At 43.0% G+C, this 16,101-nt stretch carries 12 protein-coding genes; 6 read left to right on the forward strand and 6 right to left on the reverse strand.

What is annotated here, in order from left to right:
* Positions 1 to 180 precede the first annotated feature (180 nt).
* Positions 181 to 762 carry a TfoX/Sxy family DNA transformation protein gene (locus AB4407_RS10120; RefSeq protein ID WP_009847061.1) on the forward strand — a complete coding sequence of 194 codons (582 nt, stop codon included), beginning with the start codon at positions 181 to 183 and terminating at the stop codon, positions 760 to 762.
* A 127-nt stretch (positions 763 to 889) separates the two neighbouring features.
* Here the strand turns inward: AB4407_RS10120 and AB4407_RS10125 are convergent, their stop codons facing one another.
* The 3 genes from AB4407_RS10125 to AB4407_RS10135 form a co-directional block, all read right to left on the reverse strand.
* On the reverse strand, positions 890 to 1,432 hold the full coding sequence (locus AB4407_RS10125; RefSeq protein WP_372120460.1) for a hypothetical protein: 543 nt from the start codon (positions 1,430 to 1,432) through the stop codon (positions 890 to 892).
* A 357-nt stretch (positions 1,433 to 1,789) separates the two neighbouring features.
* Positions 1,790 to 2,287: a response regulator gene (locus AB4407_RS10130; protein ID WP_372120461.1), complete on the reverse strand. Its 498-nt coding sequence runs from the start codon at positions 2,285 to 2,287 to the stop codon at positions 1,790 to 1,792.
* Positions 2,280 to 4,223, reverse strand: coding sequence for an ATP-binding protein (locus AB4407_RS10135; protein WP_372120462.1), 1,944 nt, complete (start codon positions 4,221 to 4,223; stop codon positions 2,280 to 2,282). The genes AB4407_RS10130 and AB4407_RS10135 overlap by 8 nt, the downstream gene beginning before the upstream one ends.
* A 183-nt stretch (positions 4,224 to 4,406) precedes the next feature.
* Here AB4407_RS10135 and AB4407_RS10140 point away from each other — a divergent pair, with 183 nt between their 5' ends.
* The 3 genes from AB4407_RS10140 (at position 4,407) to AB4407_RS10150 (ending at position 7,684) form a co-directional block, all read left to right on the forward strand.
* Complete coding sequence (locus tag AB4407_RS10140) at positions 4,407 to 5,669, forward strand: DUF945 family protein (RefSeq protein WP_372120463.1); 1,263 nt, start codon at positions 4,407 to 4,409, stop codon at positions 5,667 to 5,669.
* A 163-nt stretch (positions 5,670 to 5,832) separates the two neighbouring features.
* On the forward strand, positions 5,833 to 6,927 hold the full coding sequence (gene serC, locus AB4407_RS10145) for a 3-phosphoserine/phosphohydroxythreonine transaminase (protein ID WP_372120464.1): 1,095 nt from the start codon (positions 5,833 to 5,835) through the stop codon (positions 6,925 to 6,927).
* 64 nt (positions 6,928 to 6,991) lie between these two features.
* Positions 6,992 to 7,684 (forward strand): MOSC domain-containing protein, encoded by a 693-nt coding sequence (locus tag AB4407_RS10150; RefSeq protein ID WP_372120465.1) that lies wholly within the window; start codon positions 6,992 to 6,994, stop codon positions 7,682 to 7,684.
* Positions 7,685 to 7,800: 116 nt separating this feature from the next.
* On the opposite strand, the gene AB4407_RS10155 is transcribed toward AB4407_RS10150, so the two are convergent.
* Complete coding sequence (locus tag AB4407_RS10155; protein WP_372120466.1) at positions 7,801 to 8,517, reverse strand: 3'-5' exonuclease; 717 nt, start codon at positions 8,515 to 8,517, stop codon at positions 7,801 to 7,803.
* Positions 8,518 to 8,522: 5 nt separating this feature from the next.
* Positions 8,523 to 10,412 carry a DUF294 nucleotidyltransferase-like domain-containing protein gene (locus AB4407_RS10160; RefSeq protein ID WP_372120467.1) on the reverse strand — a complete coding sequence of 630 codons (1,890 nt, stop codon included), beginning with the start codon at positions 10,410 to 10,412 and terminating at the stop codon, positions 8,523 to 8,525.
* Positions 10,413 to 10,562: 150 nt separating this feature from the next.
* On the opposite strand from AB4407_RS10160, the gene AB4407_RS10165 reads away from it, so the two are divergent.
* Positions 10,563 to 11,204, forward strand: coding sequence for an outer membrane beta-barrel protein (locus tag AB4407_RS10165; protein ID WP_372120468.1), 642 nt, complete (start codon positions 10,563 to 10,565; stop codon positions 11,202 to 11,204).
* Positions 11,205 to 11,347: 143 nt separating this feature from the next.
* Here the strand turns inward: AB4407_RS10165 and AB4407_RS10170 are convergent, their stop codons facing one another.
* Positions 11,348 to 12,538, reverse strand: coding sequence for an amino acid aminotransferase (locus AB4407_RS10170; RefSeq protein WP_372120469.1), 1,191 nt, complete (start codon positions 12,536 to 12,538; stop codon positions 11,348 to 11,350).
* 261 nt (positions 12,539 to 12,799) lie between these two features.
* Between AB4407_RS10170 and AB4407_RS10175 the strand changes: the two genes are divergently transcribed.
* Positions 12,800 to 15,955, forward strand: coding sequence for an Ig-like domain-containing protein (locus tag AB4407_RS10175; protein WP_372120470.1), 3,156 nt, complete (start codon positions 12,800 to 12,802; stop codon positions 15,953 to 15,955).
* Positions 15,956 to 16,101: the final 146 nt, after the last annotated feature.

The following is a 16,101-nucleotide window of genomic DNA, read 5'->3' on the forward strand; positions in this document are numbered from 1 at the left end:
CTGATTGATGTGAACTGTGCCCTGACTTATTTTTCTTTTCGAAGTATCATTTATTTCAAAGGTGACAAACGAAACCATAATATTCACCTAAACATTAAATAGATTTAAAATTTTTCGCATAAAAAGCTGCTTGTCTGGCGATCAACCTAATCGGGGTAATTTGATTAAGGATCAACGGATATGACCGAGACAGCATTTATTAATTACGTGAATCAATTTGGTGAACATCAAAAGCGCTCTATGTTTGGAGGTATTGGCCTCTTTCAAAATGACGCTATGTTCGCTTTGTTGAGTGAAGATTGTGTATTCATTCGAGGTGGGAAGTTATTAGATAAAAAGCTGACGGGGCTTGATTGTGAAAAGTATCGTCACGTAAAAAAGCAGACGACAGCAACCGTGAATTACTACGACATCACGGATCTCTTTACATCTGAGCATCCTGAATTGGATAGTATTATTCGTACTTCAATCGATAATTCAATTCAGCAGCGTAGCTTCAAAAAATCATCTGCTAGCCGTAGATTAAGGGATCTGCCTAACATGCAACTGACGTTAGAACGCATGGTTAAAAAGGCCGGAGTGGATGATGTTTCAATGTTTATGCAGTTGGGTGCATCTGAAGTGTTTAATAAGGTTCGCGAAGCGTATGGAAACGACGTTGACCTAAAATTACTTTGGAAGTTTGCGGGTGCAATTGATGGTATTCACTGGAAACTATTACAAGAGCCACGCAAGCAGCAATTACTAAAGAGCTGCCACTAAAGATATCGCCTGTATATGCATAGGATTACTGTTTATATATAAAAACCGAGGGATTTCCTCGGTTTTTTTTGTTTCTATCTAGCCCGTTTTAAAGGCTAAGCCCTTATTAAGAGCTTTCTCGTTTTACTTAAAGCTTGAAACGAGTCGTGAACATTAACTGATCACCGTAGAAATCATTGATACGAACTTCTGCACCTAGAGAGAATAGTTCTGTAGAGTGGAAACGAACGTAAGCAGAACCGATCCAATCATCTTTATCATCGATAGAAACGTAACCGCCTTTGCCGCCAACTTCTAGTTGTGGGCCAAGCCATTGGCGAACACCAACGTTGAATTCCATACCAACATCAGGAGAGCTTTTCGCTGCTGGTTGAACTATACGAGCTAGCATTTCACCCGTTAGATCTGCCCAGTTGTTGATTGGAGCGTGGAAACCAAGACCTACAGCAGAGTCGTAATCGCCTTCAAATTCTGAATCGATACGCGCTACTGCGTGAGCATTCGGGTGGATTGACTTACTGAATGCACCACCAAATGTGATTGGGCTCGCACCGATACGAGCGTCAAAGTAATCGTAGCTAAAGTTGCTCATTACTTGTGGTTGTTCATCGACAGCTAGCGCTTGACTAGAAGCCAATAGCATAGCGGTAGTAAGTAGTATTTTGCGCATAACGACCGTAAACCTTTATTAGTGTTAATTCCTTTGGTTTGAGAAAAATCAGGCAAACCATAAACATTGAGACAGTTTAATCTAACTCGCGGAAAAATAACCCATAAAAATGCAATTCATTTGTCATTTAGCTAAAAAACAAGAAAGTAAAGTACTGCTCTGTTACAGAGATCTCATGTTTTAGGACTATTTAACAAAATCTAGTATCCATTCACTCGTTATTGATAACGATTAGATACACTTAATTTACTCGCTGTGATGCAAAATGTACTTCGTGTTAAAAGTGCAATAGCGATTAAATCGCTATTCATTATCTAATCACTATTCAGCAAACAACCTCTATTTACCAATCTATCGCTATTCACCGAAACTAGTTCGCTTGTCTGACATTGATGTCAGTATGCGCTCAGTATCTAAAATGGAAGTCCAGTTTAACAACTGCTTGTCGTTTGTAATGACATAGTCTGTCAGTTGTTGAGTAATCGTGTTTCTAAGTTGATCGCCTTGCCAAGGTTTTGAAATATAAAAATCAAGCGCCGCGTTGTTAATTGCTGTGACGGTATCTTCTAGCCCGGCTTGCCCGGTGAGCAGCAGCTTGCGTGTTGGCTTTGTAGAATCGTGCTGGTTAAGTTCGATAAGAAAATCGATGCCTGTTTTGTCAGGCATGATGTGGTCACACAAGATTAAGGCGAGTTTAATACCTTCCTGTTCCATTTCTTTAATGACTTGCTTAGCTTCATCGACCGATTCGGCTCCTTCAACAAAAAAATTGTCTTCAAATGGTGCTAAATCTTGAAGGACACTGTTGAGAACTTCTGGCTCATCATCGACACATAAAATTAGGTACTTATTCATGAGGTGCTCCTTCTTGTTTGAATGGAAGCCACACTTGCATGTGTGTATGGCTGCCTACCTCAGACTCCACCAAAAAAAAACCTTGATGAGCCGAAACGATTTGTTGAGAAATGGATAACCCAATCCCTAAACCAAAATTGCCTTCTTTTTTGGTCGTGAAGTTTGGGTTGAAAATAGTGTTGATGTCTTCTTTGGTGATACCGTGTCCAGTGTCCGATATTTGCACTACAAGAAACGTGTCGTCACCTTTAGTTTCTTGAGACGTGGTGATAGAGACTTTGCCTCGCTCTGAAAGCGCATCCAGTGCATTAGATAGAAGGTTGGTCCACACTTGTTGTAGCGAGAGCGACTGGCACAATAAAGGCGGAAGATCGGTGTCGTAGTGTTTTTCGAGTTGATGATACTTCAATCTATTTTCAAAGATCACTAAGGTGTCTTCTAGTCCTTCATGGATATCCGCGTAGTGGCGGACCTCTTCATCTTCTCGGGCATAGCTTTTTAGGCTCTTGACCATATCGGCAATACGTTTGCTGCAAACTTGAATCGAACGAATAGAGTTTCCAACATAGTGATAATGCTCTAAGTCATTGAGCAGCTCTTTGCCTGCGACTGGGGAGTCTTTCAAAGTATCTAAAACCACAGAGTCTTGGCTCAAGTTCAGTCTCACGGCTTTTTTAGCGAGCGTACGATCATCGATAGTCGATGAGAGGTGCTTAACGAGTTGTCTCTCTTGTACCGTGGATAGAGGCTTAGCCAATTTTGAGTGTGCTAGTACTTCCGTCCCTTTATTCGATTCTGGGAGTGACGAGTTTTCGAGTATTTGGTCGAGATGTTCAGACAAAGTTTCAATACTTCGCAAGATCGCTGCAATCGGGTTATTTAACTCATGTGCGACACCCGCCACGAGTTGGCCGAGCATCGCCATCTTCTCTTTCTCGATCAATTGTTGATGTGCAGATTCCAACGATTCTAGGGTTTGCTGAAGCTGGATCTTATTGTTGATACTTCTTTGTAAGCGTCGGTTAAAGTGACGGAGCAGTAGATTGGTAAATAGCGGCAGCAGGGTATTGTTTGAATGCATAACCTGAGCAAAGCTATCTTTATCGAGCTTTATCACTCGTGTCTGGGTTAGGGTGATCGCAGTAGAGAACGAAGGTTCACCCGTCACGAATGACATCCCGCCGACGATATTCCCTTTGGAGTGACGCACTACTTCTCGTTGTTGCCCCAGCTCATCTTTTTTATAGAGAGCGGCTTCACCTTCAATGATTAACCAAAGAAAGCGATTGTCTTCACCTTCTACAGTCAGCAGATGTTCTGGCGAGTAATCACGAATGGCTTTGGTTTTGTCGTCTTTCGAAAAGACATCCTGCAAAGCATTGACGACACGCTCGGCAAGGGCATTGTCAGAAAGCTGGTGGTAATCGTGAATGAACCCAGATTGGAACGAATGAATCTTTTGTTCGATGTGTGCTCTGAGTAAGCGTTGTTGATCTAACGCATCACTGTAAGACAAAAGGTTTTCTGGGTCGTACTCGATGACAAAAGAAGTCAGCTCTTTTTGTGCTGATTTGAAGAGAACCTGATCTTGAACCGGTTTGGTTAGGCAGTGGTTGAGCCTACCTTCGTTTACTGCGGTTAGAATGGATTGAATGTCTGACGAGGCGCTCACCAATATCGTTCTAGCGGTATTACTATGAGGCAGCTGTTCAAGTTCAATCAGAAATTGCACACCATTGAATTCAGAATGATGGTGAGAGATCACCAAGGCGACGGTTTGGTGATTGTCGTGGATATCTTCTAATGCGTGATGCGCATCTTCTAGGTTCTCAGCAGTATAAATGTCGAATACATAAGACAACGGAGCCAGCTCCGAGCGTATTCTTTCAATGCTCACCGGATTATTGTCCAAACAAATAACAGCGTATTGATTCACGGTTCAACCTTAGTAGTAGCGACGCTTCTAGCCTACCAAGAAGCGCTTAATAAGGATGAGAGCTAGCCGTTAATTTGTTGAGGGAATTGAAGTATCGAGCAATAGACTGATTTAACTCAATGTTTCTTGTTTGCTACTGATGGGTTAGACTAAAAAAAACAGACTAGTGTAGAAAGAGAACTCATGGAACAGTTAAGAAAAATTGGCGCAATTGGTGGAGCAATCGCATTGGCACTTTGTTGGCCACTCGCGGTTGGGCAAATTGGACAAAATGCCATTACCGATGGCGTTGCAAAGCTTAACAATTCAAGCATTCAAGCTGAGATCGTGGAATACGATAGAGGTTACCTATCTTCTAACGTAACTACTCGCCTAACTGTGACCGATGAAAACCTGAAAGAACAACTCGCGATTGATGGGCTGCCGAGTGAGTTTGTCATCAATAGTGCAGTTAGCCACGGTTTGGTGAGCCTAAATGCACTGTCGACATTTGAGAACACTGATATTTTACCTCTAACTCTAACGACTAGCACCGAGTTAAACGGCAACACTGATTTCAATTTCGAGTTAAGCCAGTTCAATTATCAAGGTTCTGATGAGAATGGTACTTCGGTATCGATCACTAAATCGAATCTTTCTGGCCATGCGACTGTCTTAGGCCAAGTTGATTACGAGCTTTCTATCCCATCTGTTCAAATTGATTTTGAAACGGGTGAAGAGGTGACACTGTCTAACCTAAAAGGTATTGGTTCAGGCCAGCAAGCGAAAGGTTACTGGTTAGGCACGCAGAACTTTACTATTGATAGCTTCTTGATTTCAGATTCTGCAATGCAGCCATTCATGACCATCGAAAACTCTAAGTACGATTTTGAATCGCATCTAGATGAAGCGACTAAGCGTCTGCGTAGCAACCTTAAGCTGGATATCGCAAACATCGAGACCAGTGAAGGCCAGTTGAACAACCTAAACGTCGATTTCGAAATGTCGAAATTGGATAGCGAATCTTTTGAGAAAATCTTTGAGATTTACCAATCTAATCCTGTAATGACGCAAGAAGACGTTGCAGAGATCATTCCATTTATCGATATCCTGTTTGCTAAAGGTTTCGACCTTTCCATGAACAACATGTCGCTAGAATTAGGTAAGGGTCAATTTGAATCTAAGTGGTTGGTGAGCGTACCGGAAGGAACCGAAAACATCAGCAGTAATCCTTCGATGATTGTACCTGCATTAAAGGGTAACGTTCACTCTAGCTTCTCAAATGAGCTTGTTGAAGAGTACCCATTCATCCTTCAAGGTATTGATGAATTGCTTGTGATGGAAATGATCAAAGAAACAGAAAGTGGTTATGAAATCCGTGCTGACGTTGAAAATGGAAACCTAGTGTTCGAAAATGGCCAAGAAATTCCATTAATTGCTCTACTTATGCCGGTTTTTGTTCAATAAACAGAGCAAGGCTGAATACTGATAGGGTGATTTAGCCGGTTAAGCTTAAACATTTTATACGGTACAAAACAAAAGAGGTCTTAAGACCTCTTTTGTTGTTTTTATGTTGGGTAAAACATGGTATTACTTGCATAGTTATTATTTAGCAGGAGCAATCATCCCCATGGAACTTACATTAGATAACGTATTCAACTTCAGTGCTGGCCCAGCGGCACTGCCTAAATCGGTAATGAAACAAGCGCAAGCGGACTTTATTGATTGGAATGGTTTAGGGACTTCCGTGATGGAAATCAGCCATCGCAGCAAGGAATTTATTCAAGTTGCTGACGAGTCCGAACAGGACCTACGTGATCTTCTGAACATCCCAGACAACTACAAAGTTCTTTTCTGTCAGGGGGGCGCTCGTGCTCAATTCGCTGCTGTTCCTCTAAACCTTCTAGGTGACGCGACCAAAGCGACTTACATCGATGCGGGGTACTGGGCAGAAAGCGCAGTGACTGAAGCGAGCAAATATTGTGAAATCGACGTATTCAATGCTAAGACATCGATTGATGGCAAAGCGGCTGTTGTTCCGGCTAAAGATTGGAAAATCGACCCAGAAGCGGCATATGTGCACTTTTGTCCAAATGAAACCATCGATGGCATCGAGATCAGTGAGCTTCCACAAACGGATAAGCCTATCGTTGCTGACATGTCATCTAACATCTTATCTCGCAAAATCGATGTGTCTCAGTTCGGTGTTATCTACGCGGGCGCTCAAAAGAACATTGGCCCGGCGGGTATCTGCATCGCTATCGTGCGTGATGACCTTCTGGAGCTTGCGAACGAAGTATTGCCAAGCATTCTGAACTACAAAGTGCTTGCTGAAAAAGACTCAATGTTCAACACGCCGCCAACCTATGCTTGGTACTTATCTGGCTTGGTTTTCAAATGGTTGAAAGCTCAAGGTGGTGTAGAAGCGATGGAATTAGTGAACAAAGAGAAAGCAGCACTGCTTTATAATGCGATTGATAGTTCTGCTTTCTACAAAAACGACGTTCATACAGCAAACCGTTCGAGAATGAACGTGCCATTCCAATTAGCGAAACCAGAGCTAGACGCCAAGTTTTTAGAGTTGGCTGATGCTGCGGGTCTTAAATCACTAAAAGGCCACAGAGCAGTGGGCGGAATGCGAGCTTCACTTTACAACGCAATGTCTCTAGAAGGCGTTCAAGCGCTAGTAAGCTTCATGAAAGATTTCGAAGAGAAGTACGCTTAATCAAGGTGTTATTTACAAAAAGAGGAGCGAAAGCTCCTCTTTTTTACTTGCTGAAAGGAAGGGTATGAAGAAGTTTGGTACAGTAAACAGTGTTTTGGGCGGTAAGGTCGTTGCTTTTGCTCACGGTACAAAGAGTGCCATCAATAAGCAGGTTTTGTCGGAGCGCCAGCACGCTACAGAGCTTGGTTTTATCAACGATGAACAAGGCGACCCTCGCTTTCATGGTGGTATTCAGAAAGCCCTTCATATTTATCCAAGTGAGCACTATCCGGTTTGGCAGCAAGAACTAGGCTACAAAGACATTTTCCAATCTGCAGGCGCATTTGGTGAGAATATAAGTTCAAGCGGTGTGACTGAAGCTTCCATTTGTTTAAAAGATAAGATTCGAATTGGTTCAACCTTGCTGGAAGTTTCACAAGGTCGTATGCCTTGTTGGAAGCTGAACGTGCGATTTGATCAAAATGATATGGCTAGAAGGCTACAAGATACCCTTCGAACTGGCTGGTACTTCTGTGTTTTGGAAGAGGGTGATATCGGCTCCGGTGACGAGATTATCCTGTGTGAAAGACCTTATCCAGAATGGCCGTTAAGCCGGGTTATGAGTGCGGTATTCACGGGTTGTTTAGATAAACAAGAGCTTAGAGAACTGGCGGAGCTGCCTTTAGTCGAATCTTGGGGCACGCTCGTAGAACGTCGACTTGAAACTGGCGAAGTTGAAGATTGGGAAATGAGATTGGTTGGCCCGACAGCCGAGTAGACTTTCTATTCATGCTTAAAAGACAATCATGCGCAAAACAAAACGCTCACTATCTAGAAGATGTGAGCGTTTTTTGTTCTGATTAGTCAGTAACTTACAGCGACTAGTTTATCTAACTATAACCAGAAATCTTTAACAGGCATATCAGGGCTAAAATGGTGCGCAACCTGTGCTTGTAGAAGCTCCGCTGTCGCAATCGCATCAGTTAACGCATGATGCGGCGTGTAGTCGGGCAAATGGTATCTACGACGGCTCTGCCCAAGCCTCACTGACGCAGGCTTCTTACCTTTCAGTTTATTCCATAGGCCGCCGGACAGTTTGTTTTGGATTTGAGATTCAATTTCGAGCGTGTCTAGGACTGGAAACTCAATCCCTTCACCTAATCTGACTTTCAACGCGTTATCCAAGAAATCACGCTCGATGCGGCGATAATGAACGACTGGGATATGGCCGCCCATCGATTCTAAGATCTCATCTAATACTTCACTTAAGTCTGGCGCATCAATGATATCGTTGTGAGTGATACCATGGATTACCACCGAGTCTTCTTCCAATTTCTGTTTTGGCCTTAATGTCCAATGTTTGGCTTGTCGCAAGTAGATTCGATTGAGCGTAAATGGCACTAAACCTATGGTAATGATGCCATCTTTGTTTGGGTTTAAACCGGTCGTTTCAAAGTCGACAGCCAAGAAGGTCACTTCTGAAATGGGTGTATCAGGCGCAGGAAGAGGCTGGCTATAAAAATGCTTCAAGCGTTCATCTCTCGCTCGTTCGAGCTTCTGAGCAAACTTAAATGGCCAATCAACCGCTGGAGATCTGAATAGTTTGTTCATAGGGCCTACTTAAACTTGTTGCTAGCTTGATAACGAAACTTAAGGAAGTTCTGCGCATTACTTAATATTTGGAATGCATCCTTCAGGTTGCGTCGCTCGAAGTCAGACAAGTTCTCTGGCTCAATGTTGTTATCAGGCTCAATGTTGTTGTCGACATCGTGGGCTTGGTGGCGAATACGAACTAAGGAGATGAATTCCATCGCATCTTTCAAGTCTTGAGCTCGACCTTTTGGCAAAATACCTGCGTCGATAATGTCATCTAAACGTTCGAATGAGTTCTTAGAGCGAGATGCGACTGCTAAAGAGTGAACGCGGATTAGATCGGCAAGTGGTGCGGTACCACGACGTTTAAGGTTGATCGAGTTGTTATGGCGACCATCTTTCTCCATTACGAAATCTTTGAAGAAGCCCAGAGGCGGAGTACGGTTGAGCGCATTACGAGCAAGACACGCCAAGAAGCGGTTGTTCTTACGTGCACGGCGAACAATAAAGCTGTTCAGTTGTTCCGCCCATTTTAGGCGGCCATAAACACCATCTAAATCAAAGAAAATAGAGGCGTTCAGTAGCGCTTTCGGGTTTGGATCATCAATCCAATCAGCGAAGCATTCTTCCCATTGTCGACGTGTCATACGCCAAGTTGGGTTCGTGGCCATGATGTCACCCGTACAGTACACATAGCCACATTGGTCTAAGCCATCACAAATGAAGGTCGACAGCTCTTCAAAGTACTTACCGTGCTTTTTCTCGTCGTAAGTATCATCAAGAATGATGGCGTTGTCTTGGTCTGTAACCAATAACTGCTCATCACGCCCCATCGAGCCGAGTGCGAGGAAACAATAAGGAATCGGCGCTTTACCGAGTTTATCTTCGGCTAGTTCAATAATTCGTTGTTTAAAGCTACGGCCAATTACCGACATTGCGGTACCCACCATGTGGGCGTTGGCATCTTCGTTAACCAAGCGCACAAAGCTGTCTTTTACTTGCTCAGAAAGGACTTTTAGGTCTTCGATACTTTGTTGCTGGAAGATGCTGCTTACCAATAGCAGTGAGTTTTGAGATTCGTAACGTACGATATCGGTCGCTTCAATAATACCAATAGGCTTCTTGTCTTTTAGTACTGGTAGGTGATGCACGTTGTAGCGAAGCATGGTCATCATGGCTTCGTAGACATAGGCATTATGATCGAGCGAGATAACCTCTGCTGTCATTACACTTGATACTTCATCCGATGGATCGAGTCCTTCTGCTAAAACTCGGGTACACAGATCACGGTCGGTAATAATGCCAATAACGGGCGTCGAATCGTCTTCATCATCTTCGACAATATCCGGGTCGATGATCAGCAAAGATGAAACATTATCTTGTGCCATCATGGTCGCGGCTTGTTGAATCGTACGAGTCTTCTCGATCATCGGCGCTTCGCTGGTCAGTAGCGTTTTTACCTTGGATGTCGTGAGATCGTTGGCATCGTTATTACTTGAGTTTGCTTGACGAAGACGCGCGTTATCTTCTACTTCGACAAAGTCAGCGAATGAATCATAGTTGTCGTAGAGTTCTTGGAAAATAGGTTCAGGGATACAGTAGAGTAGGGTGTCTTCTGTTGCCTTTACTGGGAAGCGAACTTTATTGTTGGTGAGTAGCCCCATTTGGCCAAATAAGTGTCCCTCATCCAGCCGGTTATAGAGCTCACCTTTACGACGATAGACTTCTACTTCGCCGCTTCGAACAATGTAAAGGTCGTTAATCTGATCACCAAAGTGAATGATAGGGGTATCTTGGCGGTAATAAGAAATTTCGACGCTACTGGTCACTTTCGCCAACATCTCCTCTGGGAGTTCTGTGAAAGGGGGGTATTGTGCCAGAAAGTTTTGAATCTCTAATAACTCAGCATCCATAATGATCATCCATTGGTTTGTATGATTTCATGGTACAACATTTGATAATGTTTTGCCGTCACAAATCAATCTGTGAGCTAAAACCTTTTTAAAGTCTTAGGGATAGACTAATCTTTCAATTAATAGGATGACAGTTAAAGGATGTTAGGAATGTCGAAGTGGAAACTTAGTTTAGTGTCTGCAGTTTTTATGTTTTCTTCAAGTTCGTGGGCCGAGACTCACAGTGTGGATATTCTCGATTATGACCATATATACGCCACCGCTCATTCAGGAAGTTTGAATGAAGATGCAGGCAGCAATAACAATGCATCATCTTATGGATTAGGTATCAGCTATGCGATGACGGATGAATGGCTATTGTTGGGCGATTACAGTGCTCGTTTCATTCACCCTGATGACTCAACAACTCGAATGGATACCCTTATGCCGGGCATTGGTTACCGTTACAGTATTAAGCGCGATCTAGATATAGTGGCTTACTACTTGCTTGGTATCACTAAGGGAGAAGTCGAAGATAATGGAACTAATATTACTCGCTCGTCAGACACGGAGTTTATCCAAGGGATAAAAGCAGAACTCAACTATGGCTTTGCAAAACGTTGGATAGCCAACGGAAGTGTTCAAGTGAATCGTAGTGATTTGTTCGATGAGGAAGTCTATCACTTAGGCTTACGCTATTTAGTGACCAATAAGTTTGCGATTGGTGGTTCTTATCAACACAGAAATGGCGAAGGTAAGATTCGTAGTGAACGCACTAACGAGCTAGGTGTAGAGTTCTTCCTAGAGTACTAACCAGTACCGAAGAGGCTAAGCGTTAGTAAGTAAAGATTAATGTCTTAACTGCTCATATATAAAGAAAACAGACACAAAAAAGCCAGCTTAATCGCTGGCTTTTGTCTATCTTTAGGCCGAAAGATACAGGTTTCTCTTTTCGATTAAAGAACCGCAGCGATGCCTTTACATAGAGGACCCATGTTTGACTTAGTCATACCCGCAACACTGATACGGCCAGAGCCAACAATGTAGATAGCGAATTCATCTTTTAAGCGAGTTACTTGCTCTTTGCTTAGGCCTGAGAAAGAGAACATGCCGTTTTGACGTTCGATGAATGTGAAGTCTGCATCAACACCTTCAGATTTCAGTGTTGTTACGAATAGCTCACGCATCTCTTGGATACGGTCGCGCATTTCCGCTACTTCTGCTTCCCATTCAGCACGCAGGTCAGCATCCCCAAGAATGTGAGTCACTACAGCACTACCGTGCGCTGGTGGGTTAGAGTAGATAGAGCGGATGATGCTCTTAACTTGAGAGAATGCTGTTGTTGCTACGTCTGCAGATTCAGCAACCAGTGTGAATGCACCAACACGCTCGTTGTACAAACCGAAGTTCTTAGAGAACGAGCTCGCCACTAGAATTTCTTTGTTGTACTGAGCAAAAATACGCAGGCCAGCCGCATCTTCTTCAACGCCTTTTGCAAAACCTTGGTAAGCAAAATCGAATAGAGGCAGCAATTTCTTCTCAGCAACCAGTTTAGCCAGTACTTCCCACTCTTCAGTTGTTGGGTCGATACCTGTTGGGTTATGACAGCAGCCGTGAAGAAGAACGATATCGCCTGCAGAAGCTTTCTCTAGGTCAGCAACCATGCCTGCGAAGTCTTTGTCTTTTGTTTCAGCGTTGTAGTAGCTGTATTGAGCTGTTTCGATACCTGCAGCAGCGAAAACGCCGTTATGGTTAGCCCAAGTTGGGTTACTGATCCAGATTTTCACGTCACCCAGCTGGCGCTTGATGAATTCACCGGCTACGCGAAGTGCACCTGTACCACCTGGAGCTTGTGCTGTTTTAGCGCGTTGAGATGTCACGATCTCTGCATCTGAACCGAAAAGCAGTTTCTGAACCGCTAGACCGTATTCAGCGGTACCTTCAATCGTTAGGTAAGATTTGGTTTTTTCGTTTTCAAGAAGTGCAGCTTCTGCTTTCTTTACTGTTTTGAGTACAGGTGTTTGACCATCTTCATTTTTGTAGATGCCAACACCAAGGTTAATTTTCTCTTCACGAGAGTCTTTTTTAAATTCTTCAGTAAGGCCGAGAATAGGATCGGCGGGAGCTGCTAACACTTTTTCAAACATAATCTTCATCCATGTCATTTGAGAGGGAGGTAATAATAACTCCAGTATTTATACCTTTCATATAGGGTTGATACAACTCAAAATCTAGAATTTATTGAAACGATTTTTTGCTAGTAGCTTCGAAAATTTGATTTATGGAATTTTTCGGCATTTCCATTTTGAACGACTGTACATTGATGTTGTTTTGTTCAACGTAATTCATTGCTATTACTATGTTTTTTATTCATGTTTAGACTGGTCGATATAAAGGAACCACATAGAATGAAGAAAATACTGAGTCTATGTTTTGTAGTACTAGCGGTAGTCATGGCTGGTGGGTGCAAAGATAGCAAAAAAGAAGGCCATAAACCTATGGTCTATAAGCCTACGAAAGCATCCCCCTCGGACCTTTCTGTAGCGATTACGGTTAATGGTAAAAAACGTACTTTAGATCTCCATCGTTACTCGATCCGAGAGCCCGATATGAAAGTACATCTTTGGGATCACCGTATTAATGGGAATGCACCATCCAGTACCATCAACATCCCAGCGATTCGCGTTTATCGTGGTGTTGATACCAGTGATGAGAACACGCAAGTTATTGCGGCACTGACCAGTAAAAATAAACTCTATGTAACGGCGTTCCGTGGTAGTCAAAGAGTATGGACGATCGAAAAAGCAGACATCGTAAGTGGCTTATCTGCAAATAAATTGACAGCAAAAGCACAAAATGTAGCTTCGGTTGCACCGAGGTCTGCAATTTTAGACAACATGCAAAAAGCAATCAAAACCATAGATGAAAGGCCGAGTGCTCCAACGTCTGGTTTAGATAACTTAATTGCAAAAGACAAAACGCAAGTTCAACTGCACAAAGTAAAAGTGGCGGTTCATGTTTCTTACCAAGCATTTGTTCAAGAAGCGGATAGTAACTTGGACGATGCTATGGTCCTCGTCGATTACTACATTAACTTAGTCGACTATGTGTTGAGCCGAGATGCTTTGTTGCGTTTTTCTGTCAATGACGTATTGATCGAAACCTGGGGCTATTTGGATGACCACTATAAGACGTGTGTAAAAAGTGCTTCTCATGACGCTTGTAAGGCATGGGGTTACCAACACGAGAATGAACCTATTCGAGTTGCCACTATAAAATGGTGGGATGAACAAAGAAAAACTCGAGGCTGGGACCTAAAACATAGAATGCTTTGGCTCAAAGGCAACTGGATTTTAGGTGTGAACTTCGGAAGTATTGTACGATCTCCTGGTGACATAATAGGTGCAGATGGTGTTGTACTGCACGAAACAGCACACTATTTAGGCACAGGTCATAGTACATCTGCAGAAGGTCACGGAATTCAAGGTGGTGAAGCTCACGTTGATGATATCAACTTCAACATCTATAAAAATAATCGCCTAAGAAGAAATTTGGTCGGCCTTGCTGACTATCCTCTACCTCCTTCGGCTAAAATCGATCACTTCAGCGTAAAACGTGATAATACAACTAGTCTAGACGTGCTTAAGAATGACTTTGACGCTAATGGTGACACGGTTTCTATCCACAAGGTTGATAAATATTCAGCACAAGGCGGTGAGCTTAGTATTGCCAATGGGAAAGTAACCTATAAAGCGCCAAAAGGTTTCATTGGTGAAGACGAATTCCATTACATCATCACTGATGGTAAAAAACTGTTCGACCGTGATGTCGTTCATGTAAAGGTTACCTCTCCAGATCTATATGCTCGTTTCGACTTTGAACAGGCACCTGTTGATGACTTATGGGTGGTGAATGCTCAAACAGGTTTGGCGGGGCAAGTTGCAGTAGTAAAAGAGTCGAGTAAGCAGGCAGTTTCTGAAGTTTGGGTCAACCAAGGCTACGCGAATTCTAAAACGCTTAAACTTGGCGCTTTTGAGTCAGTAAAAGATAACTTGCTAGAAAATGATGTTCAGGAGTCTCTAAAATACAAGTTCCATTATGGACATGACTTTGACTTCGCTGAAGATGATTTCACTTTATCACTTAAAGTGAAACCTAATGTAAAACTAGAGTATCCAATTGACTTGGTTAGTAAAGGAATTTGGAATGATGGTTTTCACTTCAAATTAACGAAAGAGGGAACATTAGAGTGGTTCATGATTTCGCGTCAACTTGCCGCTTACGCTGGTGGAAGTGACTTAAGAAAGGTGTCTGTGACAACCAAAGAGGCACTGAACCTCAGCCAATGGAATACCGTCGCAGTGCGCGTTGACCGTAAAACCCAGAAAGTCTCTATTTGGTTGAATGGTAAACAAACAACACTCGTTAACCATTACGATAACAAAGCAGAGGCCGACGATATAACCCTACCTTCTGGTTATGCGGGTGTTTGGGGCGCGGGTAGCCGTTTGTCCGCAGGTACAAGCCAAGGACTAATTATTGCTAAGCCTTGGATGGATGCAGGCAAAGATGCCACAGCTAACCTAAAGTCTGAGCAAAAGGCAGGTAATATCTTGGTAGATAATATCGAGATGCGCTCATTTGCTTTGTCTGACGGTGAAATGGCAGAACTTGCTAACGACAACCTGAAGTATGCACATACGCCACGACCTTATAATGGTCAATCAATCCCATTCAAGGGTAACCATAAGTTCACTTGGAAAGTATCTAAATCAAGTGCGTACAAAGTGTATACCAGCACAGATAGTAGTAATTGGTTAGAAGTTCAATCAGGTTCTAGTTCTCCGGCTTCAGGTTCGCACACTGTCAATCTAGACCCCGCAAGTGATGTTCTATATTGGCGCGTTGATGTTGATGGTAAAACTGGAACAGTCTGGTCTGTTCGTAACTCACTGAAAACAGGTATTCAGAACCTTTCTTTCAGTTACGCTGAAGCAAACTCTGGCGCTAAGTACCCACAATGTACCGTAAGCAAGAATGGCGATTGTCTGTTTGGCTGGGGTGACGGTAATAGAACTGACCAATATGATCATACCTGGACACAAAGCCCTGCAGACATTCTTAATTGGGAAGGTCACCTCTACTTAGGTGGAGATGATAAGAAATCAGAAGTATCTGTGACGGCGGATAGTGGTCAAAACTGGAAAGCGATTCGTTTTAGATCTGCTGTTATCGGAAAAGGTTGGACTGGTGCTCAAGAAGTCCCGAAAGGTACGCTTAAGTTATTCGCTAATGGTACTGAAGTGTGGAAGGCATACAGCATTGGAGACAACATTGTGGATGGCGCATTAGCGAAGTCAGGTAATAATTGGTCTAGCTTACCTTCTATCGGTTCTTCTTCTGTTAGCGTGCCTAGAAAAACCAAAGTGGGCCGCTACGGTATTCATCGGGTTGATTTACCGGCTGACACAACAACGCTTAAATGGGTCTACGAAGTGGAAACACTGGATAGTAAAGGAAAGAATCCAGGAGTTGTTCTTGGTGGTGTTCAGCTACTAAGATAGTGTTTCTTCTAAACTGAAAAACCCAGCATATTTATATGCTGGGTTTTTTTATAGAAGCGATTTCAGCTACTTTTATTATACCAATCACAGTAAGTAAGTGATCAAAAATAGCGCAGGAAAAAGGCTTGAGAACAAGGCCGCTCTTC

The sequence above is a fragment of the Vibrio sp. 10N.261.46.E11 genome (assembly GCF_041472735.1).
Classification (GTDB): domain Bacteria; phylum Pseudomonadota; class Gammaproteobacteria; order Enterobacterales; family Vibrionaceae; genus Vibrio.